Below are 25,697 nucleotides of genomic sequence, written 5' to 3'. Positions count from 1 at the left end.
ATCAGGCACATTCACAACTTATTTACAGTTCTGTAAAGGTTTGTCAAGTTACCTGTCAAGAATAGTTTGATACAAGATTTGCTAAAAGCTTACAGCTTTTTCAGGTTGGTAAAAGTTGTAAACCAAACTGTCAAACAGTTTGGTTTTGATTTTCATTAAATAAGATATTATTTATCCAAAATATTAAGACATAATTTTTTGAAACGACAAAAAGAGAAACGTCTGTTATTGCCAAAGCTCTTTTATTTTGTTTTGTACCTCAGTATTTTCTAAAAATTCATCATAACTTTCATCAATACGGTCAATGCTTCCATTTTTAGCAATCACTACAATATGGTTAGCTAAGGTTTGGATGAATTCGTGATCGTGACTGGTAAAGATCATGGATTCTTTAAAATCTTTAAGACCGTCATTAAGACTTGAAATGGATTCTAGGTCCAAATGGTTTGTAGGATCGTCAAGAACAAGAACATTAGCTTTGAGCAGCATTAATTTTGCCAGCATCACACGTACTTTTTCACCTCCTGAGAGAACATTGACAGATTTGTTTACCTCATCTCCAGAAAAAAGCATACGTCCCAAAAATCCGCGAAGAAAAGTATTATCATTCTCTTCTTTGCTGGCAAACTGACGAAGCCATTCAAGAATAGATATGTCAGAAGAAAAGTCTTTTGAATTATCCTTGGGTAAATACGAACGGCTCGTTGTAATTCCCCACTTTACAGTGCCTTCATAATCAATGTCTCCCATTAAAGCTCGCAGGAGTGCTGTAGTCTGTAAGTCATTTTGGCCAATCAATGCTGTTTTGTCACCTGGCCGCAGAATAAAACTGATATTATCAATAACTTTCTCACCATCAATTTTGACAGAAAGATTTTCGACAGTCAGTAAATCGTTACCTATTTCCCGTTCAGACTGAAAACTGATAAACGGATATTTACGGCTCGAAGGAATAATTTCTTCAAGCTCGATTTTATCAAGCATTTTTTTGCGCGATGTGGCTTGCTTAGATTTTGAAGCATTGGCAGAAAAACGGGCAATAAAATCCTGCAGCTCTTTAATTTTCTCCTCTGCTTTTGCATTACGATCAGCCTGTAAGCGAGCGGCCAGTTCTGAAGATTCTTTCCAAAAATCATAATTTCCGACAAAGATTTGGATTTTACCAAAATCAAGGTCAGCCATATGTGTACACACTTTATTGAGGAAATGGCGGTCATGTGATACAACAATAACTGTATTTTCAAAATCAATCAGGAAATCCTCTAACCATGTGATAGACTGAATATCGAGACCGTTTGTAGGTTCATCAAGAAGGAGTACATCGGGCTTGCCAAAAAGAGCCTTTGCAAGCAGTACTTTCACTTTATCACTGTTTGAGAGCTCACTCATGGTTTGGTAGTGTAAGTCCTCTTTTATATTAAGATTCTGCAGGAGTTGAGCAGCTTCATTTTCAGCTTCCCACCCGCCGGACTCTGCGAACTGTTCTTCTAATTCAGCAGCACGAACACCGTCTTCTTCAGAAAAATCGCTTTTCAGGTAGATAGCATCTTTTTCCTTCATAATCTTGTAAAGTTGTTCATTGCCCATAATCACAACATCAATGACGCGTTCTTCTTCATAATCAAAATGATTTTGCCGCAGTACGGATAATCGTTCATCTGGTCCCAATGCCACTTGGCCAGTTGTTGGTTCAATGTCTCCGGCCAAAATTTTTAAAAAAGTTGATTTTCCGGCTCCATTAGCACCGATTAAACCATAAGTATTTCCTGCTGTAAAATTAATATTAACTTCGTCAAATAATTTTCTATCACTGAATCGCAGTGACACATTTGAAACTGTTAGCAATTTTCCACCTCATTTTATTATCTTATATTCTTTTCATTCTACATAAAAAAAGCTGCTTTTTCAAGATTTATCCGCCTTTATTATATATAGCCGGCAGTATTCATGCAAATAATACTGCAATCAACAACTTCGGTAGGTTGTGGTATAATATTACTATCATAAGTTTAGGAGCGAAGAATGGCAAAACCTATTATTCTCACGGGAGACCGTCCGACAGGAAAACTGCATTTGGGTCATTATGCCGGCAGTCTTAAAAACCGTGTAATGTTACAAAATGAAAATAAATATGAAATGTTTGTTTTTTTAGCTGACCAGCAAGCTTTAACAGACCATGCCAAGGATACGGAACAGATACGTGATTCTATCGCAAACGTTGCTTTAGATTATTTATCTGTGGGTCTTGATCCTGCTAAATCAACAATTTTTATTCAAAGTCAAATTCCCGAGCTGGCTGAATTAACGATGTATTATATGAACTTAGTTTCTTTAGCTCGCTTAGAGCGTAATCCGACAGTTAAAACAGAAATAGCACAAAAAGGTTTTGGCGAGAGTATTCCGACAGGTTTTTTAGTCTATCCAATATCTCAGGCTGCTGATATAACAGCTTTTAAAGCTAATTACGTTCCTGTTGGCAATGACCAGAAACCGATGATCGAACAGACACGTGAAATTGTCCGCAGCTTTAACCATACTTACCAAACTGATGTTTTAGTTGAGCCTGAGGGTATTTTCCCTGTAAACGAGGCTGCCGGCCGTTTACCAGGGCTTGATGGCAATGCGAAAATGTCCAAATCACTCGGTAATGGAATCTATCTCAGCGACGATGCTGATGTTCTTAAGAAAAAAGTAATGAGTATGTATACTGATCCTCAGCATATACATGTTGAAGATCCCGGCCAGATTGAAGGAAATATGGTCTTTCATTATTTGGATATTTTTGCTCCGGAAGAAAGTAAGGCAGAGGTAGAGGCAATGAAGGAGCATTATCAAAGAGGCGGACTGGGTGATGTAAAAACAAAGCGTTATTTACTTGAGGTTTTAGAAGCCGAACTGTCACCCATTCGTCAGCGCCGTCTAGATTATGCTAACGATATAGGAGAGGTCTTTAATATGTTGAAAAAAGGCAGTGAAAAGGCTCGAGCTGTCGCAGGCCAAACTCTAGATGAAGTAAAGGCAGCGATGGGGATTAATTATTTTTAAAGTGATTTAACTGTTTAGATAGCTGTATCTGAGCAGTTTTTATGTATAGTAAGATGCAGTTTTGATAATTAAAATGATTGCTGCAGAGCCTGCCGGTTAAATCTGTTTTTTTGTATCAATACTTTTCTAAAATCTTCTTGAGATATCTTGAAAAAGAGTTGACAAATGATTTGATCGTGATATGATAGTAGCAATAAAAATAGGCTGTTGTTCTAGTCTAAATTATAATAAGAAAAGAGGATTTTAAATGTCAAATTGGGACGCTAAATTTTTAAAAAAAGGGTATACGTTTGATGATGTGCTGCTTATTCCGGCTGAGAGCCATGTTCTCCCAAATGAGGTCAATCTGCAGACAAAACTTGCAGACAATCTGACATTAAATATCCCTATTATAACAGCTGCTATGGATACAGTCACTGACAGTAAAATGGCTATCGCAATTGCCCGAGCCGGCGGTCTTGGAGTCATTCATAAAAACATGTCTGTTGAACAGCAGGCTGAGGAAGTCCGCAAAGTCAAACGGTCTGAAAATGGAGTTATTATTGATCCTTTCTTTTTAACTCCAAATCATACTGTCGCTGAAGCAGAAGAATTGATGCAGCGCTACCGTATCAGCGGTGTTCCAATTGTTGAAACTCTTGACAATCGTAAACTAGTCGGGATTATTACTAATCGTGATATGCGTTTTATTTCTGATTATGCGCAGCTTATTTCGGAGCATATGACTAGTGAGGCTCTTGTTACTGCACCTGTAGGTACTGATCTTGAAACGGCGGAGCGTATCCTTCATGAACATCGTATCGAGAAACTGCCTTTAATTGATGAGAACGGCCGTTTATCAGGTTTAATTACTATAAAGGATATTGAAAAGGTTATTGAATTTCCCCATGCTGCAAAAGATGAATTTGGCCGCTTATTAGTTGCCGGAGCAGTTGGTGTGACTTCAGATACTTTTACAAGGGCAGAAGCTTTATTTGAGGCAGGTGCAGATGCTATAGTGATTGATACTGCCCATGGCCATTCAGCAGGGGTACTTCGTAAAATTGCAGAAATCCGTGCTGCTTTTCCTGATAAAACTTTAATTGCAGGGAATATTGCTACCGCAGCAGGAGCACGCGCTCTTTACGATGCGGGTGTTGACGTTGTTAAAGTTGGAATTGGGCCTGGTTCCATTTGTACAACACGTGTCGTTGCAGGTGTCGGTGTTCCTCAGATCACAGCTGTCTATGATGCAGCAGCTGTTGCGCGTGAATACGGAAAAACGATTATCGCTGATGGCGGTATCAAGTATTCAGGTGATATCGTGAAAGCGTTGGCGGCAGGCGGAAATGCGGTAATGCTTGGTTCTATGTTTGCAGGTACTGATGAAGCACCAGGAGAGACTGAAATTTTCCAAGGCCGTAAATTTAAAACATATCGTGGTATGGGGTCTATTGCAGCCATGAAAAAAGGCTCAAGTGACCGTTATTTCCAAGGTTCAGTTAATGAAGCTAATAAGCTGGTTCCAGAGGGAATTGAGGGCCGTGTTGCTTATAAAGGTGCGGCTGCAGACATTGTATTTCAAATGCTCGGTGGCATTCGTTCCGGTATGGGCTATGTCGGCGCAGCAGATATTAAAGCTTTGCACGAAAATGCTCAGTTTATGGAAATGTCGGGTGCTGGCCTGATTGAAAGCCATCCACATGATGTCCAAATTACTAATGAAGCTCCTAATTATTCAGTTCATTAATAAGGGAACAGTATCTTTACAGATATAAAATGTTGTTCGAATAAAAAATATTTATGAAGACTTTAGTGTCTGCAGTCAGCAGAATAAAGTCTTTTTTCTTGAAGAATAATAAAATTCAGCTTTTTTTAATATTAAAAAGATGATACGATAGAGAGGAACAATCCAGTTTATACTCGCTGAAAAGTAAAAAGTTAGATTGTGGCTTATAAATATATATGTGACAACGAGGTGTCATTATAATGTAAACCATAAGAAGCCTTGTTTAGTATAAAAGGTATCCTTTATTGACAGTTATCTTTACAAAAATTAACAAAAAATTGACAGTTCTTTGAAGCACTGTCAAGCTCAAAGGAGTACGATGGAAGGAATTTTGTATGCTTTGGTCCCTATGGTTGCTTGGGGAAGCATCGGGTTTATCAGTAATAAAATTGGAGGAACACCTAATCAGCAAACGTTTGGTATGACTATTGGAGCTTTGTTTTTTGCTCTAGGCGTTTGGCTGATTGTAAAGCCGCAGTTAAGCTTAATTTTGTGGGTTTTTGGAATCATAGGAGGTATCTTATGGGCTATAGGACAAAGCGGTCAGTTTCATGCAATGCAGTATATGGGCGTTTCTGTAGCAAATCCTTTATCGAGTGGGGCACAGCTAGTTGTCGGCAGTTTAATTGGAGCCTTAATTTTTAATGAGTGGACACAACCAATACAGTTTGTACTAGGCATTGTTGCTCTTATCCTATTGCTTATTGGATTTTATTTCTCAAGCAGGCGTGATTCTGATAATCCGCTCCTTAAGCAAAGCCAACATAGGCTGAGTGATTTTTATAAAGGGTTCAGAGCTTTATTCTATTCAACTATTGGTTATTTATCTTATACTATTCTTTTTAATAATATTATGTCTTTCTCTGCTCTTTCTGTTATTCTTCCTATGGCTGTTGGAATGCTATTGGGATCACTTATTTTAATGAAATTTCAAGTAGCCTTGACGGAGTCTGTTTTCAAAAATAGTTTTGTTGGGATTCTTTGGGGAATAGGAAATATTTTTATGCTCTTTGCTGCTGCTAAGGCAGGCCTTGCAATAGCCTTTAGTTTTTCTCAGCTTGGTATCATTATTTCAATTGCAGGTGGCATCCTTTTTTTAGGAGAAGTAAAGACCAAAAAAGAATTAGGCTGGCTTTTTATTGGACTTCTCTGCTTTATCATTGGTGCAGTATTACTTGGTATTGTAAAATCATATTGAAACTTTACAATAGAAGCAAGGAAATTTACTGTGATGTAAATTGAATAAACGGTATAACATGCTGAAAATGGCAATGCTGTAAAATACAGTGTAAAATAAGTTGACGAAATCTTTACAAATAATTAAAGGAGCTTAAACAGTCTGCTTAAGCTCCTTTATGTTATTTTAGGATTTTCTTCTTTGATCTGCCCTTGATCAATCATAAAAATTTTTAAATTATCTGGTAAGTTTGTCAAATGCTCCAAACTGGTTGTTGTGATAAATGTTTGTACATTCTCTTTAATTCCTTGAAGTAATTTTGTTTGACGCTGGCTGTCCAATTCACTCATAACATCATCAAGCAGCAGTATAGGATAATCTCCGGTAACAGCTTTTATAAGTTCTATCTCTGCCAATTTGAGCGATAAAATGAGACTTCGGTGCTGTCCCTGACTCCCAAAGTCAGCATTTATATCATTGATAAAAAATTCAAGATCATCGCGGTGCGGACCAACACTGGTATTTTTTTTGATCATATCACGCGCTTGTTTTTTCTGTAACTGTTTAATAAATTCTTTGTAAGTTTCTGAATAATCAGTATAGGGAACAGAGGATGAATAATGAATGTGCAAACGCTCTAAATCATTGGAAATGATCTGGTGATGCTTGTCAGCTTCCTTTTCCAAATCCCTGATAAAGGCAGAACGATGGCCGATTACACGGCTGCCGTAATCGGCCAGTTGTTCGTTCAAAACAGCTAGAAAATCACTGTCAATTTTTTCAGCTGTTTTAAGATAAGTGTTTCTTTGTTTAAGGACATGATTGTAATGTGACAAATCAGACAGATACACCGGTTTTATTTGTCCTAAATCGATATCCATAAATTTACGCCGAAGACGGGGAGCGCCCTTAACCAGTTGCAAATCTTCTGGGGCAAACAAAACAACAGTCATTGTTCCAACATAATCAGAAAGTTTAGCCTGTTTAAGATGATTGACCTTGGTTACCCGTCCTCGGTCAGATAAACTGATTTCAAGGGGAATCTTAGCATCAGAGCGTTGAATATAGCCTGAAATAAGAGCTTCTCTTTTGTTAAAACGAATAAGTTCTTTATCAAAACGTGTTCGATGACTGCGGGTAAGTGATAAAAAATAGATAGCCTCTAAGAAATTTGTTTTGCCTTGGGCGTTTTTTCCTATAAAAATATTCAGTCCGGAAGAAAATTGTGCCTTAATCTCCCGATAGTTTCGATAATTCTTGAGTTTTAATTCTTTAATCCACATGCTTAAATTCCTGGAAAACGGACAGGTTTATCTTTATCAGCAGCCGTTTTTTTACGGCTGGTATTTTTTGTGTTCTTCTGCTGACCCTTTTTATTGTTTTGGTTAAGCTTTTTAACCAAGGCTGCCACTCGTTCTTTTTCTGCTAAATCTTTGGCATAGTCATCTTTTTCTGCTTCACTGGGTTCGGTAATTGTCATTACAATATTCTTTTGAGGAATTGTAATGACATCGCCTATGCGGATTTTTTTACCGCGGCGTTTTTCAGTCTGTCCGTTAAAAAGAACCTGTGTTTCAGCTAAAAAAGTTTTGACAGCACCTCCGCTTGAAATAATTCCTGTTTGTTTTAAAAGCGCTTGTAATGTGATGTAATCTGTAAAAAGTTTATATTCCATAGCTGACCTTTCTATTTTCTGATTCAAGTAATTATAGCATAAAAATGATATAATTTTAGCTGATAAGTCTTTTATTGAGGAAATAATATGAAAATAGCTCAAGGTGTTTATTTGCATCTTATTAAAAATCAAAAGTTTAAGTCTAACCATATCACTTTTCGTTTTTCTAGTAAATTGGAAAGCGAAACAGCAGCACGGCGTGTCTTAGTTGCACAAATGCTGGCAGCTGCAAACGCAGTGTATCCAACAGTTCAGCAATTTAGAGAAAAATTGGCCAGTTTATACGGGGCCAGTTTATCAACTAAAGTGTCAGTTAAAGGTCTTGTTCATATTGTTGATATTGACTTAAGCTTTGTTAAAGATGTTTACAGTTTGACAAAACGTTCTCTTTTAGAGGAAATGCTGGATTTTTTAGGGACCAGCCTTTTTGCCCCTCTTGTTTCTGTTGCTCAGTATCAAAGCAAAGTTTTTGATGTTGAAAAAAAGAATTTAATTCATTATTTGAAAGCAGATGAGGAAGATCCTCTTTACAGCAGCTTCATAGGTTTAAAAAAAATTTTTTTTGATCATCCCGATTTGCAAATTTCTCATTACAGCCAGCCCGATTTATTAGCTGAAGAAACTGCATTTACAGCTTATCAAGAGTTTCAAAAAATGCTCAAAGAAGATATATTGGATATCTTTATTTTAGGCGAGTTCGAAGAGTACCGCATGATTCAGCTAATCAATAAGTTTCCTTTAGAAAGCAGACAAAAAGATTTAATTTTCAGTTATCAGCAAACTTATCGCAACATAACTCAAGAAGAAATTGGGAAGCGTTCAGTTAAACAGTCCGTTTTGCAGTTAGGTTACCATCTTCCTATTCAGTATAATGAGCTCAGTTATTTTTCTGTTCTTGTTTTAGAAGGTATTTTAGGTGGTTTTGATCATTCAAAATTATTCACAGAAGTCCGAGAAAAAGCAGGATTAGCTTATAATATAGGCAGTCAGCTGGATATTTACACAGGTTTACTTAATATTTACGCTGGGATTGACAAAGTCAATCGTGATCAGACACTGAAAATTATTAATAAACAATTTTCTGATTTAAGAATGGGGCGTTTTTCAAGCTCTATAATTCGAAAGACTAAGCTGATGTTGACAGAAAGTGTCAAATTGTCAGAAGATGATGCTAAAACAATAATTGAAAGAAGTTACAACCGGCATCACTTAAATTTAACTAATTGTATAGAGGATATAGTTAATAATATTGCAAATGTTTCTAAGGAAGATATTGTAAACACTGCAAGCCAAGTTAGATTGCAGGCAGTTTACTTTTTAGAGGGAGAATAAGGGTGACACAGTTAAGAAAATGGACTTACACTGACAGTAACGAACAGCTTTATACAGCAAAGTTGACAAATGGTTTACAAATCTTTCTTATCCCTAAAAAAGGTTTTAAAGAATGCAGCTGTACCCTAGTCAGTTATTTTGGATCGCTTGACACTAAATTTACAGTTGGAGGAAAAAAAGCTAATTATCCTGAAGGAATTGCCCATTTTTTAGAACATAAATTATTTGAAGATGATTTGGGAAAGGACGTAGCTCTGACATTTTCAAATTTTGGTGCCTATAGCAATGCTTTTACAACATTTGATAAGACTTGTTTTTATTTTTCAACATCGAGTTTTTTGGAAGAGAATTTGCGTTTACTGCAAAAATTTGTTATGTCAACTTCCTTTACAGACATGTCAATACAAAAGGAGAAAGATATTATCCTTCAGGAAATGGCTATGTATCAAGATGATGCAGATTATAGGCTTTATCAAGGGATCTTGCAAAATCTTTATCCTCATACTGCTCTTGCTGCTGATATTGTTGGAACTGAAACAAGCCTCAAACTTATTTCAAAAAAGCATTTAAAAGAGGTTCATTCCTTTTTTTACCATCCCCGCAATATGGCTTTGATTGTTACAGGTGATTTTAAACCTTACAGTGTTTTTAAGCAGATTCAAAAAAACCAGGAAAGAACAGCAGTAAGCCAGCCTCCTATAATTTTTAAAGCTCAGCTTCCTTATTATCCAGTAAAGAAAACGGATTCTGCAGCAATGAATATTGCTGAACCTAAGTTAGCGGTAGGTTATAGAGGAGCAAAACCAAAGCTTCCTTATTCTTTTTTACAGCAGAAAATAGCCTTAAAATTATTTTTTGCTATGCTGTTTGGCTGGACGTCCTCCACTTATCAAAATTGGTATGAAGAAGGACATATAGATGATTCTTTTATAATTGAAGTTGAGATTCATTCAGAATTTCAGTTTGTTTTGTTGACGCTCGATACAAAAGAACCTATTGCTATGTCCAACAGAATCAGAAAAAAAATGAAACAGATTAGACAAGAAGCAAACTTTTCAGAAACTCATTTGGAGCTTGTTAAAAGTGAACTGTATGGTGAATTCTTTAAAAGTTTGGATTCACCCTCTGCTTTGTCAGAATATTTTGCGGCTTATTTACCCTTGCAGTCGTTGAAAGAAAATTATTTTGAGCTTCCAAATATTTTAAACAAGCTGGATTTAAAAACAGTATTGGCTGTTGGTGAGCATTTTTTGGCAGAATCGCAGGAAGCAGATTTTACAATATTTCCAAAATGATCGTATACTAAATAAAAATTTGGTATAATAAAAGTTAATTATGTAGTTAATTTAGAGGGGCAGTATGAGTGATAAAACGATTGGAGAAACTTTAAGAGACGCGCGTGTCAGGCAGGGCCTTACTTTGGAAGATATTGAAAGGAAAACGGATATTCCTTCCCATCATTTGCTGGCCTTAGAACTGGATCAGTTTAATTTGATACCAGATGATAAGATTTTAAAATATATTCAAAGGTATGGGGAGACTGTCAATCTGCATCCAATTGCTTTGAAACAGTATTACCGTGAGCAAATTCAGGATTCTGAATCAAAAGCTGCTGTACCAGTAGAGACTGAAGATTCAGAAACTGCTGTTGTTTCTGAAGAAGTGATTTTCCAAGAGGCGGTTGAAAATAATGATGATGAGATAGAACCATCTTTTGACAAAGAGCTGACATCAGAACCTGAAAAACAAGAGACTTTTGCCAATAGAAGCCGCCGCCATGATGACAGCTACAAGGCACCGTCTCGCTGGCCTATTGTTCTGTTGAGTTTAGTGGCACTCCTGATACTAATCTTTGTCGGTTATACCGTATGGCACCAGCTCAGGGGCAACCAACAAACTTCACAGGCGTCTAAATATTGGTCAGTCAGCAGTTCATCCAGCCAAGACGAAACTTCGGTATCAACTGACAGTACAGCCAGTTTAAGTGTAGAAGGGAGCGGAAACGCTCTGACTGCTAATTTGATTAATGCAAGCACTCCTGTAGAAATTGTTGTTTCATTATCTGGTGCAGAAAGCACTTGGTTCCATGTCAGCAACTCAGGAATGAATGAGGACGGCATAACGCTTAATTCGGCTACACCTTCTTACACAGTGACACTGCCTGCTTCTACAACTACTACAACCATTGCCCTGAGCACTATTCAGGGAGTGACAGTTACTGTTGACGGGCAGTCTCTTGATACTTCCGAGCTGACAGGCTCAGATTTAAGCTATATCACATTAAATATTCAGTAAGGTGAAGAGATGAAAAAAGAGAATATTCCCAATCTGCTTACTATTGGACGTATTTTTATGATTCCAGTATTTATCGTAATCCTCTGTGTTTCCCATAGTTTGACAGGTCATTTTATAGCAGCTTTGATTTTTGCTCTAGCGAGTATCACAGATTATCTTGACGGCTATTTGGCTCGTAAATGGCATGTCGTTACTAATTTTGGTAAATTCGCGGATCCTCTGGCGGATAAAATGCTGGTTATGAGCGCTTTTATCATGCTGATTGAGTTAAACTTGCTGCCGGCTTGGATCGCTGCTGTGATTGTCTGCCGTGAGCTTGCAGTGACCGGTTTGCGTTTGCTGCTGGTAGAAAACGGCGGAACGGTGCTTGCTGCAGCTATGCCTGGGAAAATCAAGACTTTTTCCCAAATGTTTTCAATTATCTTTTTGCTCTGCCACTGGACTTTGTTGGGGACTATAACTCTTTATATTGCTTTAATTTTCACCATTTATTCGGGTTATGATTATTTTAAAGGGGCAAGTTTTCTTTTTAAAGATACCTTTCAGTAACAATGACAAATAATATTATTGAAGTTAACAATCTTTATTTTAAATATAACGATGAACAAAAAGACTACACCTTAACAGATTTATCGTTTCACGTGAAACATCAAGAATGGCTGTCTATTATTGGACACAATGGGTCTGGGAAATCAACCGCTGTTCGTTTGTTAACCGGCCTTTTAGAAGCTGAATCTGGCCGGATTTTTGTGGACGGTGAGCAGCTAAGTCAAGAAAATGTTTGGGATATCCGGCATAAAATCGGTATGGTTTTTCAGAATCCTGACAATCAGTTTGTAGGGGCAACAGTTGAGGATGATGTAGCTTTTGGTCTTGAAAATAAAGGTGTTGCACACGATGTGATGGAAAAACGTGTTAAGCAAGCTCTTGACTTGGTTGATATGACAGATTACATGTCACGTGAACCTGCTCGTCTTTCCGGAGGGCAGAAGCAGCGTGTTGCTATTGCGGGGGCTGTTGCCATGCAGCCGAAGATTATTATTTTGGATGAAGCAACCAGTATGCTTGATCCAGAAGGTCGAACAGAATTAATTAAGACGATCAAATCTATCCGAAAACAATATGATATGACTGTTATTTCTATTACCCATGATTTAGATGAGGTAGCACTCAGTGACCGTGTTTTAGTCATGAAGAACGGTCAGATTGAGTCGGCTTCAACTCCAAGAGAACTATTTGCACGCGGCGAAGAGCTTCTGAGCCTCGGTTTGGATGTACCTTTTACCTCAAATGTAATAAAGGCTTTAGAATCAGAATCATATACTTTTGAAGATACATATTTGACAGAAAAGGAATTAGAAAATAGGCTATGGGAATTGTTCTCAAAAATGTGAGTTATACTTATCAGGCAGGGACCCCTTTTGAAGGGCGCGCCCTTTTTGATATTAATCTTGAGATTAAAGATGGTTCCTACACTGCATTTATTGGCCATACAGGAGCCGGTAAATCAACTGTTATGCAGCTGCTTAATGGCTTAGCCACTCCAACTGAAGGTTCGGTTACAATTAATGAGATGACTATCACACCTGATTCTAAAAACAAGGACATTAAAGCTGTTCGGCAAAAAGTTGGCTTGGTTTTTCAATTTCCTGAAAGTCAGTTGTTTGCGGAAACTGTTCTTAAAGATGCAGCTTTTGGCCCTCAGAATTTTGGTGTTTCTTCCGAAGAAGCTGAAAATTTAGCAAAAGAAAAACTGGCTCTAGTTGGCATTTCAGAAGATTTATTTGATAAAAATCCTTTTGAATTATCGGGCGGTCAGATGCGCCGGGTCGCAATTGCTGGTATTTTAGCTATGGAGCCTGAAATCTTAGTTTTAGATGAGCCGACAGCAGGCCTTGATCCCAGAGGCCGTAAAGAACTGATGCACCTTTTTAAAATACTGCACCAATCAGGAATGACTATTGTTTTAGTCACTCATTTGATGGATGATGTTGCTGACTATGCTGATTATGTTTATGTCCTTGAAGCAGGAAAAATTGCTTTGTCCGGCAGGCCTAAAGAAGTCTTTCAGCAGGTTGATTTACTTGAAAGCAAGCAATTAGGTGTGCCCAAAATAACTAAATTTGCTCAGTCTTTAGTACATCGGGGCTTGTATATGGAAACTCTGCCTATTACGATTAAGGAATTTAAAGAGGTACTTAAGCATGGATAAATTGATTATCGGCCGCTATATCCCCGGAAATTCGGTCATACATCGCTTAGATCCTAGAAGTAAGCTCTTAGCAATGATAATTTATGTTGTTATTGTTTTTTGGGCCAACAATTTTGTGACGAATCTTTTGATTTTTACTTTTACTTTGATAATGGTTTTGCTATCACAAGTAAAATTGAGTTTTTTTCTAAAAGGCATACAGCCTATGGTTGGGATTATCCTCTTTACAACTTTTTTCCAAATGTTTTTTACTCAGGGAGGGGCAATTCTTTTTCAATTTTGGTTTCTGAAAATAACTGCTTACGGTTTGAGTCAAGCTGCCCTGATCTTTATGAGATTTGTTCTAATTATCATTTTTTCAACCCTTATAACGCTGACAACAACTCCTCTCAGTCTTGCTGATGCAGTGGAATCACTGTTGCAGCCTTTGGTTAAGTTTAAAGTCCCTGCCCATGAAATCGGCTTAATGCTGTCTTTGAGTTTACGTTTTGTTCCGACATTAATGGATGATACGACACGCATTATGAATGCTCAGAGAGCCAGAGGTGTGGATTTTGGTGAAGGAAATATTTTTCAAAAAGTAAAATCCATTATCCCTATTTTAATCCCTCTTTTTGCTTCTAGTTTTAAACGGGCCGATGCTCTAGCTGTTGCTATGGAAGCGCGTGGTTATCAGGGCGGAGAAGGAAGAAGCAAATATCGTCTTTTACATTGGCAGCTAAAAGACAGTCTGGCTCTGCTTATTTTGTTATTTTTAGGGATCTTGTTGTTTGTTCTTAAAGCAAAGTAGACTTTTATCTGTCTGATTTTTAGAAAACGTCTGTTGAAGACGTTTTCTTTATTTTTTGTCAATCTGATTGTAATAATTTTAATTGAATCCCAAAAAGAAAGTAACATTAAAAAGATAAGATATAGTAAACTTCAATAGGAAAGGGAATTAAAATGATACAAGCAAAAACAATTTTAAACAATAAAGGAAAAACAATGAAATTAGGATTGACAGGAATAATGGCTTTAACCTCTTTGGTTTTACCAATTATTGTCAAAGCTGATTCATATACTGTTCAGTCAGGTGATACCTTATCAGCTATTGCCGCAGCGCATAACACAACAGTAACTGATTTAGCTGAAAAAAATGGGATTTCAGATGCTAATTCTATTACAGTAGGCCAGACTTTATCAATTGATAATTCAGAAAACAGCGGAGCTGCGGAAGAAGAGACAGCTGCACCGGCTGAAGAGTCAGGATTGAACACCGAGGATGCTGCTGCTAAAGAAGAAATCGCCCAGCATGAATCAGGCGGTGATTATACAGCACAAAACGGTCAGTATTATGGTCGCTATCAGCTGAGTGTTTCGTATTTAAATGGCGATTTGTCTGCTGAAAATCAGGAGCGGGTAGCCGATAATTATGTTAATGAACGTTATGGTTCTTGGACAGCTGCACTGGCTTTCTGGCATGCTAATGGCTGGTATTAATTTTTAATTGTTCATTATCTGTAAAAGAATAAAGCCAACCGTTTTTCGGTAGTAAAACGGCTTTATTCTTTTTTTGTTTTCTTAAAAAAATATAATTGTAATATTTTTAATACAAATACAATTAACAGGTAATAATTAAATTATATGATGTAATCTGGAAAAATGAAAGAGGTGCACATGTATATGTACAGTAGGCTTGAAGAAGCAAAACGTCAGAAAAAAAGGTATCTTATTTTGGGAGCCTTGCTTATTTTGGGGAGCGCTGCAGGAACAGCTTTTGCCTTTACAAAAACAGAGGCTTCTTATACAACTGCTACACGTCAGAATGCTGCAGCAGTAAGCAGTGAAGCTCTTGTTGCAGCAAGTTCCTCAGCGACAGAAGAAGAACGCCAGGATGCTGCTGAGACTTCAGAAGATCATCAGGATATAGATCCTGTCGACATGGAAGAAGAAGCTGTTTCTGAGTTGGAACTGGGGTCAGAAGCTTATACAGCTGAAACAGCAGATGCAGTTTCTGCGGATACAGCTGCCGCTCCAGTATCGGGGCTAACGAATGGCAATACCGCTGGTGCAGTTGGCAGTGAGGCTGCAGCACAAATGGCAGCAGCTACAGGTGTTCCTCAGTCTACATGGGAATATATCATTGCCCGTGAGTCAAATGGCGATTATACTGTGACAAATACTTCAGGCGCTTCGGGGCTCTTTCAAACGATGCCAGGATGGGGTTCAACTGCAACAGTTCAGGATCAGATTAATTCGGCCATCAACGCTTATAATGCTCAAGGTCTATCAGCTTGGGGCTACTAAACAAAAGCACTTGCATCAGAAAGAAGCAAGTGCTTTTTTAATATCTGCAGGCGTATGGCAAACTTTATCAGCACCATTTTCCAGTAAATCAGCCTCTGTTCCTATTCCCCAAGTAACACCTAAGGTTTTTATACCGACAGATTTTCCGCCTATGATATCAAATTTGGTGTCCCCTATAATAAGTGCATCTTCTTTACTGATGTTTTCAAGGGATAAACAAGTGCTGATAACATCAGCTTTTTTAAAACGGTGGGGGACAGCACCATAAACTGCCCTAAAAAAATCAGATAAGCCTAATTCGTTTAACATGAGCAGGGCCATCGCTTCATTTTTGCTGGTTGTCACATAGAGTTGATATCCTGCAGTCTTGAGTTCCCTTAAAGCTTCGCTGATTCCCTGAAAGATAAAAACATCATAGACACCCTTCTTTTTGTAGTACAGTCGAAAATTAGCTATTGCTTTTTGAACAGTTTCTTTTGAATTGAGCAGAGCTGAAAAAGTTGTTTCAAGCGGCGGACCTATAAAAGTTGACAGTTCTTTGTCACTAGGAACCGCAAGTTTTAATTCTTTAAATGTGTGGCGAAAACTGGCTTTTATCCCTGAACTTGAATCAACTAAAGTTCCGTCTAAATCGAATAAAATAAATTTCATCATGCACTCCTGTCAAGGTGTTGTAAATCTGATGTCAAGTTAAAATGAAGAAAACTGATGCTGAATTGCCATCAATTCTGTTCGTTCTGGAAATTTTAAACTCTATACCAGTATAACAAAAATAGTTGAATATTATTTAAGCTGCTCATTTAGTTTTTTATAAAAAATAATGTTTGAAGCATCTATATTTCATGATATAATAGTTAGGCACTTCTTAAGTGCTTTCAAAATCGACCTTCAAATCGACTTTTGGACAACTAGACCCTTCAAGTCTATGTTAAAAATGTAGGGCTGAAAATTTGAGTATTCAAATTTTCTTGTTTTTATGCCCTTTATATCTTATTTGATGGGAGGAATTATCTATGGCTGATAATTCAAAGACACGTGTTGTTGTCGGTATGAGCGGAGGTGTTGATTCGTCTGTAACTGCCTTGTTGCTGAAAGAGCAAGGATACGATGTAGTTGGCGTCTTCATGAAAAACTGGGATGATACGGATGAATTTGGTGTTTGCACGGCAACTGAAGATTATAAAGATGTCGCCGCAGTAGCTGATCAAATCGGTATTCCTTACTATTCTGTCAACTTTGAAAAAGAATATTGGGACAGAGTGTTTGAGTATTTTTTAGCTGAATACCGTGCCGGACGTACCCCCAATCCAGATGTCATGTGCAATAAAGAAATAAAATTTAAAGCTTTTCTGGACTATGCAATGACTTTAGGAGCAGATTATGTAGCGACCGGACATTATGCACAAATATTTCGTGATGAAGACGGACAGATTCATATGCTGCGCGGTGCTGATAATAATAAGGATCAGACTTATTTCTTAAGTCAGCTGTCACAGGAACAGTTACAAAAAGTCATGTTTCCTTTGGGACGGTTACAAAAATCCGAGGTACGTCAGATTGCAGAGCAGGCAGGTCTCGCAACAGCTAAAAAGAAAGATTCTACAGGGATTTGTTTTATTGGTGAGAAAAACTTTAAAGAATTTCTTAGTCAGTATTTACCTGCACAAAAAGGCCGAATGCTAACTGTTGACGGACGTGATATGGGAGAACATGCGGGACTTATGTATTATACAATCGGTCAGCGTGGTGGTCTTGGTATTGGCGGTCAGCGCGGCGGAGATAATGCACCATGGTTTGTTGTTGGAAAAGATCTTTCGAAAAATATTCTGTATGTGGGCCAAGGTTTTTATCATGATTCTTTGATGTCAACTTCGCTTGACGCTTCCATGATTCATTTTACACATGAGATGCCTAAAGAATTTACATTAGAATGTACAGCTAAGTTTCGTTACCGTCAACCTGACAGTAAAGTTACTGTCAAGGTATTAGGTGATAAGGCAGAAGTTATCTTTGATGAGCCACAGCGTGCAATAACACCAGGCCAAGCAGTTGTTTTTTATAATGATCAAGAATGTTTAGGCGGCGGGATAATTGACGTAGTTTACAAAGAAAATCAAGTGTGTCAATATGTGTAGTTGATAAAGGTGTAAAAATTGTGTAAACCTAGTCCTTTTTATGGGGTGTCTGTTTTAAAATATATGATAAAACAAAGGCTGATAGTGCTCATTTTGAATAAAAAATGAATATTCAAGCCAATTTTACTACACTGTTTTTAACAATAATCATGATGGTCAAAGCTCATGAGAATTGTGCGTTTTTAACGTACAGTTTTCGAGGGTTTTGGCTTTTATGCATTTGCAATAAGAAGCCCCTTTTGGAAAGACTAAAAATTTTAAGAAAAAAATTCCTTACTTAATTCTAAAAGTATAAAATAGTAGCTGATTGCAGTATTTCCAATAATAATTATGAATGGGATTAGGGATGGACTGCTCAATTTTTTACTTTAATTTATTCAAATATCAAAACTATAGGTGAAATATAGGAGAGACAATGGCAAATTTTACTGAGAATTATGATGTGATTGTTATTGGTGCCGGTCATGCCGGTGTTGAAGCCAGTTTGGCAGCCAGCCGTATGGGCTGTAAGACTTTGCTTGCGACCATTAATCTTGAAATGCTGGCCTTTATGCCCTGCAATCCGTCTATAGGCGGTTCGGCCAAGGGAATTGTTGTTCGTGAAATTGATGCGCTTGGCGGTGAAATGGGCAAGAATATTGATAAAACATACATCCAGATGAAAATGCTCAATACAGGGAAAGGACCTGCTGTTCGGGCATTACGCGCTCAAGCTGATAAAGCACTGTACGCCAGAACTATGAAGCATACAGTAGAGCAGCAGGAAAATCTGACCTTGCGGCAGACGATGGTTGAAGAAATTTTAGTTGAAGACGGCAAGGTAGTTGGTGTACGAACAGCAACCAACCAGCATTTTTCTGCTAAAACTGTTATTGTCACAACAGGAACCGCTTTACGTGGAGAAATTATTTTAGGAGATTTGAAATATTCTTCCGGACCCAACAACAGCCTGCCTTCTATCGGTCTGGCCGATAATTTGCAGGAATTGGGACTTGAAATCGGACGTTTTAAAACTGGGACCCCTCCTCGTATTAAAGCTTCATCGATTAATTATGATAAAACTGATATTCAGCCAGGCGATAAGAAAGCTAACCATTTTTCTTTTTTATCGGCTGATACTGATTATCTACAGGAACAGGTTCCTTGCTGGCTGACTTACACAAATCAGACGAGCCATGATATTATTCAAAAAAACTTGCATCGTGCACCGATGTTTTCGGGTGTTGTCAAAGGTGTAGGTCCGCGTTACTGCCCGTCCATTGAAGATAAAATTGTCCGCTTCGCAGATAAAGAACGTCATCAGCTTTTCTTAGAGCCAGAAGGCCGTGAGACAGAAGAAGTTTATATTCAAGGTTTGTCAACCAGCCTGCCGGAAGATGTCCAAAAGGATTTGGTGCATTCAATTAAGGGACTGGAAAATGCAGAAATGATGCGGACTGGTTATGCTATTGAATATGATGTTGTTTTGCCTCATCAGCTGCGTGCAACACTTGAGACTAAAAAAATCTCTGGCCTGTTTACAGCTGGACAGACTAATGGGACATCTGGCTATGAAGAAGCTGCCGGACAAGGACTTGTAGCAGGTATAAATGCGGCTCTAAAGGTTCAAGGCAAGCCTGAATTTATTTTGAAACGAAGTGATGCTTATATTGGAGTTATGATTGATGATTTGGTCACTAAGGGAACAGCAGAGCCCTACCGGCTTTTGACTTCTCGTGCTGAATACCGCCTTATTTTACGACATGATAATGCTGATATGCGCTTAACTGAATTTGGACGTGAGATAGGCTTAGTTGACAATGAACGCTACCATGTTTATCAATTGCGTAAACAACAGTTTGACAAAGAGTTGACAAGATTGTCAACCTCCAAAATCAAACCGACCCCTGAAGTTAACCAACGTATTGAAAAATTAGGTTTCAAAGCTTTGACAGATGCCTTGACAGCTAGAGAGTTTATGCGACGTCCAGGAATTGATTACAGTCTTATTGTCAGTTTTATTGGTGCTGCTGACGAACATTTAGATGATAAAGTGATTGAACTGCTGGAAACAGAAATTAAGTATGAGGGCTACATTAATAAAGCTCTTGATCAAGTGGCTAAAATGAAACGCTTAGAAGCAAAACCCATTCCTAAAAACATTGATTGGGACGCCATTGATTCTATTGCAACAGAAGCACGACAAAAGTTTAAGAAAATTAATCCAGAAACAATTGGTCAGGCCAGCCGAATTTCGGGTGTAAATCCATCAGATATCAGTATTTTAATGGTCTATCTTGAAGGCAAACAAAAAGCAGCTCGTAAATCTTAAATACTGGTGTAAATAAACAGCTAACTCTATTTTTTAGACGTGTTTTATGCTATAATAGACCAGTTAAGAGGTTTAAAATGAGAAGATTTCGTTTTGCAACTATTCATCTGATTATGATTGGTTTGATACTCTTTGGTATTTTGGCAATCTGTGTTAGGGTTTTTCAGAGTCAAACAGCTATTTTAACAGCCATTTTTTTGACTTTGCTGTTTGTTGTTGCTTTGCTTTATTATCAGAAAGAGACTTATGAAATTTCTGAACTGGAGCAGATAGAGCTGCTGAATGATCAGACTGAAGTCAATTTAAAAAACTTGCTGGAGCAGATGCCAGTAGGCATTATTCAATTTGATTTATCCAGCAATGAAATTGTCTGGTTTAATCCTTATGCCGAGCTTATATTCACTAATGAAAACGGTGAATTTGAGTATCGCTTTGTCAAAGAGGTCATTGCTAACAAGCGCAATGGTTCTGCCAGTCAGTCATTTGAAAAAAGCGGCAATAAATATTCTATTTATTTGGATGAATCAACTGGTATTTTTTATTTCTTTGATGCTTCTATGGGCAACAGGCAGCTAGGAGATGTCAGTTTACTGCGTCCTGTTATAGGTATTATTTCAGTTGATAACTATGATGATGTGACAGACGATTTATCAGATGCAGATGTTTCGCAAATCAATAGTTTTATTGCAAACTTTATTTCTGATTTCACGCAGGCAAAGAAGATTTTTTACCGCCGTGTTGACATGGATCGTTTTTATTTCTTTACTGATTACTCTGTACTAAGCGATCTTATGGCAGTAAAATTTTCTGTTCTGGATGCTTTTCGCAAAGAGGCACAGGAAAGAAAGCTTCCGTTGACCTTAAGTATGGGGATATCCTATGGTGACAGTGAGCATGATAAAATTGGCCAAGTCGCTTTACAAAACCTAAATATCGCTCTTGTCAGAGGCGGAGATCAAATTGTTGTCCGCGAGAATGACGATCAAAAACAGCCTATGTATTTTGGCGGTGGCTCAGTTTCAACAGTTAAACGTTCTCGGACAAGAACACGTGCAATGATGACAGCAATCTCTGACCGGCTCAAAACGGTCGACAGTGTCTTTGTTGTTGGGCATAAACATCTTGATATGGATGCTTTGGGCTCTGCTGTCGGGATGCAGTTTTTTGCCAGCAATATTACGGATAATGCTTACACAGTTTATAATCCTTCCGATATGAATCCAGATATTGCCAGAGCGGTAGCAAGACTGCAAACCGATGAACAAATGCATTTGGTTACAGTCGAGCAGGCTTTGGACATGCTGACTCCCCGTTCCTTACTGATTATGGTTGATCATTCAAAGGTGTCTCTGACCTTATCAAGAGAACTGTATATGCAGTTTAGGGATATTATCGTTGTTGACCATCACCGGCGTGATGAAGATTTTCCCGATAATGCCGTCCTTTCCTTTGTGGAAAGCGGAGCAAGCAGTGCCAGTGAATTGGTAACGGAACTGATTCAGTTTCAGAATGCCCGTAAGCGGCTGAATAAAATTCAGGCTAGTATTTTGATGGCTGGGATTATGCTGGATACTAAGAATTTTTCAACACGTGTAACCAGCCGTACTTTCGATGTTGCCAGCTATTTACGGACATTGGGAAGCGATAGTGCGGAAATCCAAAATATTGCTGCAATTGATTTTGATGAATATCGGCTGATTAATGAGCTTGTCCTGAAAGGCGAAAAAGTTGGAGAACATATTTTGTTGGCTAGCGGCTCTGAACATGCTGTTTACACCAATGTTATAGCCAGTAAAGCTGCTGATATGCTGCTTTCTATGGCTGGAATAGAAGCGACTTTTGTCGTGACACGTAATAGTGCTCAAGTGACTTCTATATCGGCTCGCAGCAGGAATCAGATTAATGTTCAGCGTATTATGGAAAGTCTTGGCGGCGGTCATTTTAATTTAGCAGCTTGTCAGCTACCGGATTTGACGGTTAGTCAAGCAAGGGAAGAATTGCTTGGCGTTATTGAGAGTGAGTTAATAGAAAAGGAGGCAGCAGAAGAATGAAAGTTATCTTTTTAGCAGATGTCAAGGGAAAAGGTAAGAAAGGTGAAGTTAAAGAAGTTCCTACAGGTTATGCCCAGAATTTTCTTATAAAGAAGAATTTAGCTAAAGAAGCGACGAAACAGGCTGTCAGCGAATTGAAGGGAAAGCAAAGATCCGAAGCTAAGGTTCAGGCAGAGCATCTGGCAGAAGCAAAAGCTATTCAGGAAAAACTTAATCTGGAGGAAATTCGTGTTCAATTTTTGGAGAAAGTTGGTCCGGACGGTCGTACTTTTGGCTCTGTCACAGCGAAAAAAATTGCTGAGGAGCTGGAAAAACAGTTTGGAATTAAAGTAGATAAACGCCATATTGAATTAGACCATCCTATCCGTGTGTTGGGACTGATTGAAGTTCCTGTAAAGCTGCATAAAGATGTCAAGGCTGACATTAAATTAAACATAAAAGAAGTTTGAGAGTAAAGCTATCTGAATGATTTGATGGTTGGTAAAACTTATAAGCATTTTAGACAGGGAGGTGACAGCTTTGGCAGAAGTACCAGAGCTGAGAGTTCAGCCGCAGGACATTTTAGCAGAACAATCGGTTTTAGGTTCCATTTTTATTTCTCCAGAAAAGCTAATTGCCATCAGAGAATTTGTTGAACCAGATGATTTTTACAAATACTCTCATAAAATTATTTTTCGGGCGATGATCACCTTGAATGACCGCAATGAAGCCATTGATGCGACAACTGTCAGAACAATTTTAGATGATCAGGGGGATTTGCAGAATATCGGCGGCCTTTCTTATATTGTAGAACTTGTTAACAGTGTTCCAACAAGTGCTAATGCAGAGTATTATGCCAAAATAGTGGCTGAAAAGGCTATGCTGCGGAACATAATTTCGAAGCTGACAGACACTGTTAACCTCGCTTATGAGGGGGCGAGAGAGTCTGAGGATATTATTGCAGACGCCGAAAAGGCCCTAGTAGAAATCAATGAGCATACCCATCGCAGCGGTTTTCGCAAAATTTCAGATGTTTTAAAAGTTAATTATGAAAATCTCGAAATGCGTTCCCAGCAAACAACAGATGTCACTGGTTTGCCAACAGGTTTTCGTGACTTGGACCGAATTACGACAGGTTTGCACGCTGATCAGCTAATTATCCTTGCTGCCCGCCCGGCTGTCGGCAAAACTGCCTTTGTTTTAAATATTGCCCAAAATGTTGGGACAAAGCAAAATCGTCCGGTTGCTATTTTTTCACTGGAAATGGGTGCGGAGAGTTTGGTAGACCGTATGCTGGCAGCTGAAGGTATGGTTGATTCCCATGCTTTAAGAACAGGTCAGTTAACTGATCAGGATTGGAATAATGTGACAATTGCTCAAGGCGCTTTAGCTGAAGCTCCTATTTATATTGACGATACCCCTGGAATTAAGGTGACTGAGATTCGCGCTCGTGCTCGAAAATTATCCCAAGAACTCGAAGGCGGTCTCGGGCTGATTGTTATTGATTATCTGCAGCTAATTACAGGGACTCGTCCTGATAACCGTCAGCAGGAAGTTTCAGAAATCTCACGCCAATTAAAAATTTTGGCCAAGGAGCTGAAAGTTCCTGTGATTGCTCTCAGTCAGCTATCACGGGGGGTTGAGCAGCGTCAGGACAAGCGTCCTGTTTTATCGGATATTCGTGAATCTGGTTCCATTGAACAGGATGCAGATATCGTTGCTTTTCTTTATCGTGATGACTATTATCGCAAGGAAGGGGAAAGTCCTGAAGATATGATAGAAGATAACACGATTGAAGTTATCCTTGAGAAAAACCGCAGTGGTGCTCGCGGAACTGTAAAACTCATATTTCAAAAAGAGTATAATAAATTTTCCAGTATAGCCCAGTTTGAAGAGAGATGACCGCATTATTATTAAGTAAAATGCGATACAGATAATATAAAAGGGAACGGTTTATTTCCCTGAATAAGGAGAAAAATTTAATGAGTGATGCATTTGCTGATGTTGCAAAAATGAAAAAAATTAAAGAAGAAATCAAAAATCACGAAGGACAGTTAGTTGAGCTGACGCTTGAAAACGGACGCAAACGTGAAAAAAATAAAATCGGCCGGCTGATTGAAGTCTATTCTTCTTTATTCATTGTTGAATATAAGGATGAAGCAACTGTTCCCGGTGAGATAGAAAACACTTATGTTGAATCTTACACATATTCTGATATCTTGACTGAAAAAACCTTAATTCGTTATTTTGATTAGCAAAGGCTGTGAAAGTAAAGCTAACTATAGGGATTTTCTGATTTGATCAGAGCATCTGGCTTTAGACAGCACTTTGTCAAAAGAAGAAAAAGAGCAGCAGAATTTAGCAATAAGGGCCTGCTTTAGCAAAAAAAAAACAGACTGTCTGATAGAATTTTCCTAATGTAGGGCTTTACAAGCATTTTTTTCTGTGCTATACTGTACTTTGTGTGAAATAGCAGCAGAGAAAATATGAAGCTCGTCAACAGTTGCTCTGTGAAAGCGGCTCAGTCTTATATTTGACTGACTGTCAATGACTGAATACAATTAGAGTAGCCTTTTGCTGTTGAGGCGAAGGGTAACTGCACGAATCAGGATTTTCTTTTAGAATGTTATTTCCTGCAAAACTATTTTTTGAGGAGGACATTACTATGTCACGTTATACAGGACCATCTTGGAAAAAATCACGCCGTTACGGCTTATCTCTTACAGGTACAGGGAAAGAATTAGCCCGCCGCAATTATGTACCAGGGCAACACGGTCCTAATAACCGCAGTAAATTATCTGAATATGGTCTGCAGTTAGCAGAGAAGCAAAAACTTCGCTTTTCTTACGGATTAGGTGAAAAGCAGTTCCGTAATTTGTTTGTTCAGGCAACTAAAATTAAAGAAGGAACCGTTGGTTTTAATTTCATGGTTCTGCTCGAACGCCGTCTCGATAATATTGTTTATCGCCTAGGCCTTGCAAGAACACGGCGTCAAGCACGTCAGTTTGTTAACCATGGGCATATTCTTGTTGATGGCAAGCGCGTGGATATTCCTAGCTACCGTGTTGAAGTAGGACAAGTTATTTCAGTACGTGAAAAGTCTGCTAAAGTCCCAGCTATTATAGATGCCGTTGAAAGCACTTTGGGACGTCCGTCTTTTGTCACTTTTGATGCTGAAAAACTTGAAGGTTCTTTGACACGTTTGCCTGAGCGCGATGAAATCAATCCAGAAATCAATGAAGCCCTTATTGTTGAATACTACAACAAACAATTGTAATCAGCAATAGTAAAATTAAAGAAGAGCCTTATCTGGCTCTTCTTTTTTTGTTTTTGAATAAAATAAATATTTTCCAGTTGATCATTGCTTTACTGTAGAATATCAACTAGGTTAGTGTTTTTGGGGGAAGACAGTCGTTTGAAAATCACAACTT

23 protein-coding genes are annotated in these 25,697 nt (G+C 38.2%); 19 read left to right on the top strand and 4 right to left on the bottom strand.

Annotated features, from left to right (window positions below; translation table 11 throughout):
* Positions 1-225 precede the first annotated feature (225 nt).
* Positions 226-1,845: an ABC-F family ATP-binding cassette domain-containing protein gene (locus DDV21_RS11650; RefSeq protein WP_116878244.1), complete on the bottom strand. Its 1,620-nt coding sequence runs from the start codon at positions 1,843-1,845 to the stop codon at positions 226-228.
* Between the two features lie 177 nt (positions 1,846-2,022).
* Between DDV21_RS11650 and trpS the strand changes: the two genes are divergently transcribed.
* The 3 genes from trpS to DDV21_RS11635 all read left to right on the top strand — a co-directional run bounded on the left by trpS (position 2,023) and on the right by DDV21_RS11635 (position 6,011).
* Complete coding sequence (gene trpS / locus DDV21_RS11645) at positions 2,023-3,045, top strand: tryptophan--tRNA ligase (RefSeq protein ID WP_116878245.1); 1,023 nt, start codon at positions 2,023-2,025, stop codon at positions 3,043-3,045.
* A gap of 247 nt (positions 3,046-3,292) precedes the next feature.
* Positions 3,293-4,774 carry an IMP dehydrogenase gene (gene guaB / locus DDV21_RS11640; RefSeq protein WP_116878246.1) on the top strand — a complete coding sequence of 494 codons (1,482 nt, stop codon included), beginning with the start codon at positions 3,293-3,295 and terminating at the stop codon, positions 4,772-4,774.
* Between the two features lie 358 nt (positions 4,775-5,132).
* Positions 5,133-6,011 (top strand): GRP family sugar transporter, encoded by an 879-nt coding sequence (locus DDV21_RS11635; protein WP_116878247.1) that lies wholly within the window; start codon positions 5,133-5,135, stop codon positions 6,009-6,011.
* 155 nt (positions 6,012-6,166) lie between these two features.
* Here DDV21_RS11635 and recF read toward each other — a convergent pair whose 3' ends face one another.
* Both recF and yaaA read right to left on the bottom strand, forming a co-directional pair.
* Positions 6,167-7,273 carry a DNA replication/repair protein RecF gene (gene recF / locus DDV21_RS11630; RefSeq protein WP_116878248.1) on the bottom strand — a complete coding sequence of 369 codons (1,107 nt, stop codon included), beginning with the start codon at positions 7,271-7,273 and terminating at the stop codon, positions 6,167-6,169.
* 2 nt (positions 7,274-7,275) lie between these two features.
* Positions 7,276-7,665 (bottom strand): S4 domain-containing protein YaaA, encoded by a 390-nt coding sequence (gene yaaA, locus DDV21_RS11625; RefSeq protein WP_116878249.1) that lies wholly within the window; start codon positions 7,663-7,665, stop codon positions 7,276-7,278.
* Between the two features lie 87 nt (positions 7,666-7,752).
* On the opposite strand from yaaA, the gene yfmF reads away from it, so the two are divergent.
* The 9 genes from yfmF (at position 7,753) to DDV21_RS11580 (ending at position 15,790) form a co-directional block, all read left to right on the top strand.
* Positions 7,753-8,997: an EF-P 5-aminopentanol modification-associated protein YfmF gene (gene yfmF / locus DDV21_RS11620; RefSeq protein ID WP_116878250.1), complete on the top strand. Its 1,245-nt coding sequence runs from the start codon at positions 7,753-7,755 to the stop codon at positions 8,995-8,997.
* Positions 8,998-8,999: 2 nt separating this feature from the next.
* A complete protein-coding gene (gene yfmH, locus DDV21_RS11615) occupies positions 9,000-10,292 on the top strand; it encodes an EF-P 5-aminopentanol modification-associated protein YfmH (protein WP_116878251.1) in 1,293 nt (430 codons plus the stop codon).
* 64 nt (positions 10,293-10,356) lie between these two features.
* Positions 10,357-11,292, top strand: coding sequence for a helix-turn-helix domain-containing protein (locus DDV21_RS11610; RefSeq protein ID WP_116878252.1), 936 nt, complete (start codon positions 10,357-10,359; stop codon positions 11,290-11,292).
* 9 nt (positions 11,293-11,301) lie between these two features.
* The gene (gene pgsA / locus DDV21_RS11605) at positions 11,302-11,841 is read left to right on the top strand and encodes a CDP-diacylglycerol--glycerol-3-phosphate 3-phosphatidyltransferase (protein ID WP_116878253.1); all 540 of its coding nucleotides are present in this window, start codon (positions 11,302-11,304) and stop codon (positions 11,839-11,841) included.
* Positions 11,842-11,843: 2 nt separating this feature from the next.
* Complete coding sequence (locus tag DDV21_RS11600; protein WP_116878254.1) at positions 11,844-12,686, top strand: energy-coupling factor ABC transporter ATP-binding protein; 843 nt, start codon at positions 11,844-11,846, stop codon at positions 12,684-12,686.
* Positions 12,662-13,504, top strand: coding sequence for an energy-coupling factor transporter ATPase (locus tag DDV21_RS11595; RefSeq protein WP_116878255.1), 843 nt, complete (start codon positions 12,662-12,664; stop codon positions 13,502-13,504). Before DDV21_RS11600 ends, DDV21_RS11595 begins: the two co-directional genes overlap by 25 nt.
* Entirely contained in the window at positions 13,497-14,294 is a 798-nt protein-coding gene (locus tag DDV21_RS11590; RefSeq protein WP_116878256.1) for an energy-coupling factor transporter transmembrane component T family protein, read from the top strand. Before DDV21_RS11595 ends, DDV21_RS11590 begins: the two co-directional genes overlap by 8 nt.
* A 152-nt stretch (positions 14,295-14,446) precedes the next feature.
* Positions 14,447-14,983, top strand: coding sequence for an aggregation-promoting factor (gene apf, locus DDV21_RS11585; RefSeq protein WP_116878257.1), 537 nt, complete (start codon positions 14,447-14,449; stop codon positions 14,981-14,983).
* A 183-nt stretch (positions 14,984-15,166) separates the two neighbouring features.
* Entirely contained in the window at positions 15,167-15,790 is a 624-nt protein-coding gene (locus tag DDV21_RS11580) for a transglycosylase SLT domain-containing protein (RefSeq protein WP_116878291.1), read from the top strand.
* A gap of 15 nt (positions 15,791-15,805) precedes the next feature.
* Here DDV21_RS11580 and DDV21_RS11575 read toward each other — a convergent pair whose 3' ends face one another.
* Positions 15,806-16,441: an HAD hydrolase-like protein gene (locus tag DDV21_RS11575; protein WP_116878258.1), complete on the bottom strand. Its 636-nt coding sequence runs from the start codon at positions 16,439-16,441 to the stop codon at positions 15,806-15,808.
* A 362-nt stretch (positions 16,442-16,803) separates the two neighbouring features.
* Here DDV21_RS11575 and mnmA point away from each other — a divergent pair, with 362 nt between their 5' ends.
* From mnmA to rpsD, 7 genes are all read left to right on the top strand, one after another.
* Positions 16,804-17,925, top strand: a complete 1,122-nt coding sequence (gene mnmA / locus DDV21_RS11570; protein WP_116878259.1) for a tRNA 2-thiouridine(34) synthase MnmA — start codon at positions 16,804-16,806, stop codon at positions 17,923-17,925.
* A gap of 415 nt (positions 17,926-18,340) precedes the next feature.
* Positions 18,341-20,236 (top strand): tRNA uridine-5-carboxymethylaminomethyl(34) synthesis enzyme MnmG, encoded by a 1,896-nt coding sequence (gene mnmG / locus DDV21_RS11565; RefSeq protein WP_116878260.1) that lies wholly within the window; start codon positions 18,341-18,343, stop codon positions 20,234-20,236.
* Positions 20,237-20,313: 77 nt separating this feature from the next.
* On the top strand, positions 20,314-22,287 hold the full coding sequence (locus DDV21_RS11560) for a DHH family phosphoesterase (protein ID WP_116878261.1): 1,974 nt from the start codon (positions 20,314-20,316) through the stop codon (positions 22,285-22,287).
* Positions 22,284-22,736: a 50S ribosomal protein L9 gene (gene rplI, locus DDV21_RS11555; protein ID WP_116878262.1), complete on the top strand. Its 453-nt coding sequence runs from the start codon at positions 22,284-22,286 to the stop codon at positions 22,734-22,736. The genes DDV21_RS11560 and rplI overlap by 4 nt, the downstream gene beginning before the upstream one ends.
* Positions 22,737-22,806: 70 nt before the next feature.
* Positions 22,807-24,168 carry a replicative DNA helicase gene (gene dnaB, locus DDV21_RS11550; RefSeq protein ID WP_116878292.1) on the top strand — a complete coding sequence of 454 codons (1,362 nt, stop codon included), beginning with the start codon at positions 22,807-22,809 and terminating at the stop codon, positions 24,166-24,168.
* A gap of 80 nt (positions 24,169-24,248) precedes the next feature.
* Positions 24,249-24,521, top strand: coding sequence for a Veg family protein (locus DDV21_RS11545; protein WP_116878263.1), 273 nt, complete (start codon positions 24,249-24,251; stop codon positions 24,519-24,521).
* A 410-nt stretch (positions 24,522-24,931) separates the two neighbouring features.
* Complete coding sequence (gene rpsD / locus DDV21_RS11540) at positions 24,932-25,543, top strand: 30S ribosomal protein S4 (protein ID WP_116878264.1); 612 nt, start codon at positions 24,932-24,934, stop codon at positions 25,541-25,543.
* Positions 25,544-25,697: the final 154 nt, after the last annotated feature.

This window comes from Streptococcus chenjunshii (assembly GCF_003086355.1).
In the GTDB taxonomy this organism is placed as follows: Bacteria; Bacillota; Bacilli; order Lactobacillales; family Streptococcaceae; genus Streptococcus; species Streptococcus chenjunshii.
This window is presented reverse-complemented; position numbering and strand designations above follow the sequence as displayed.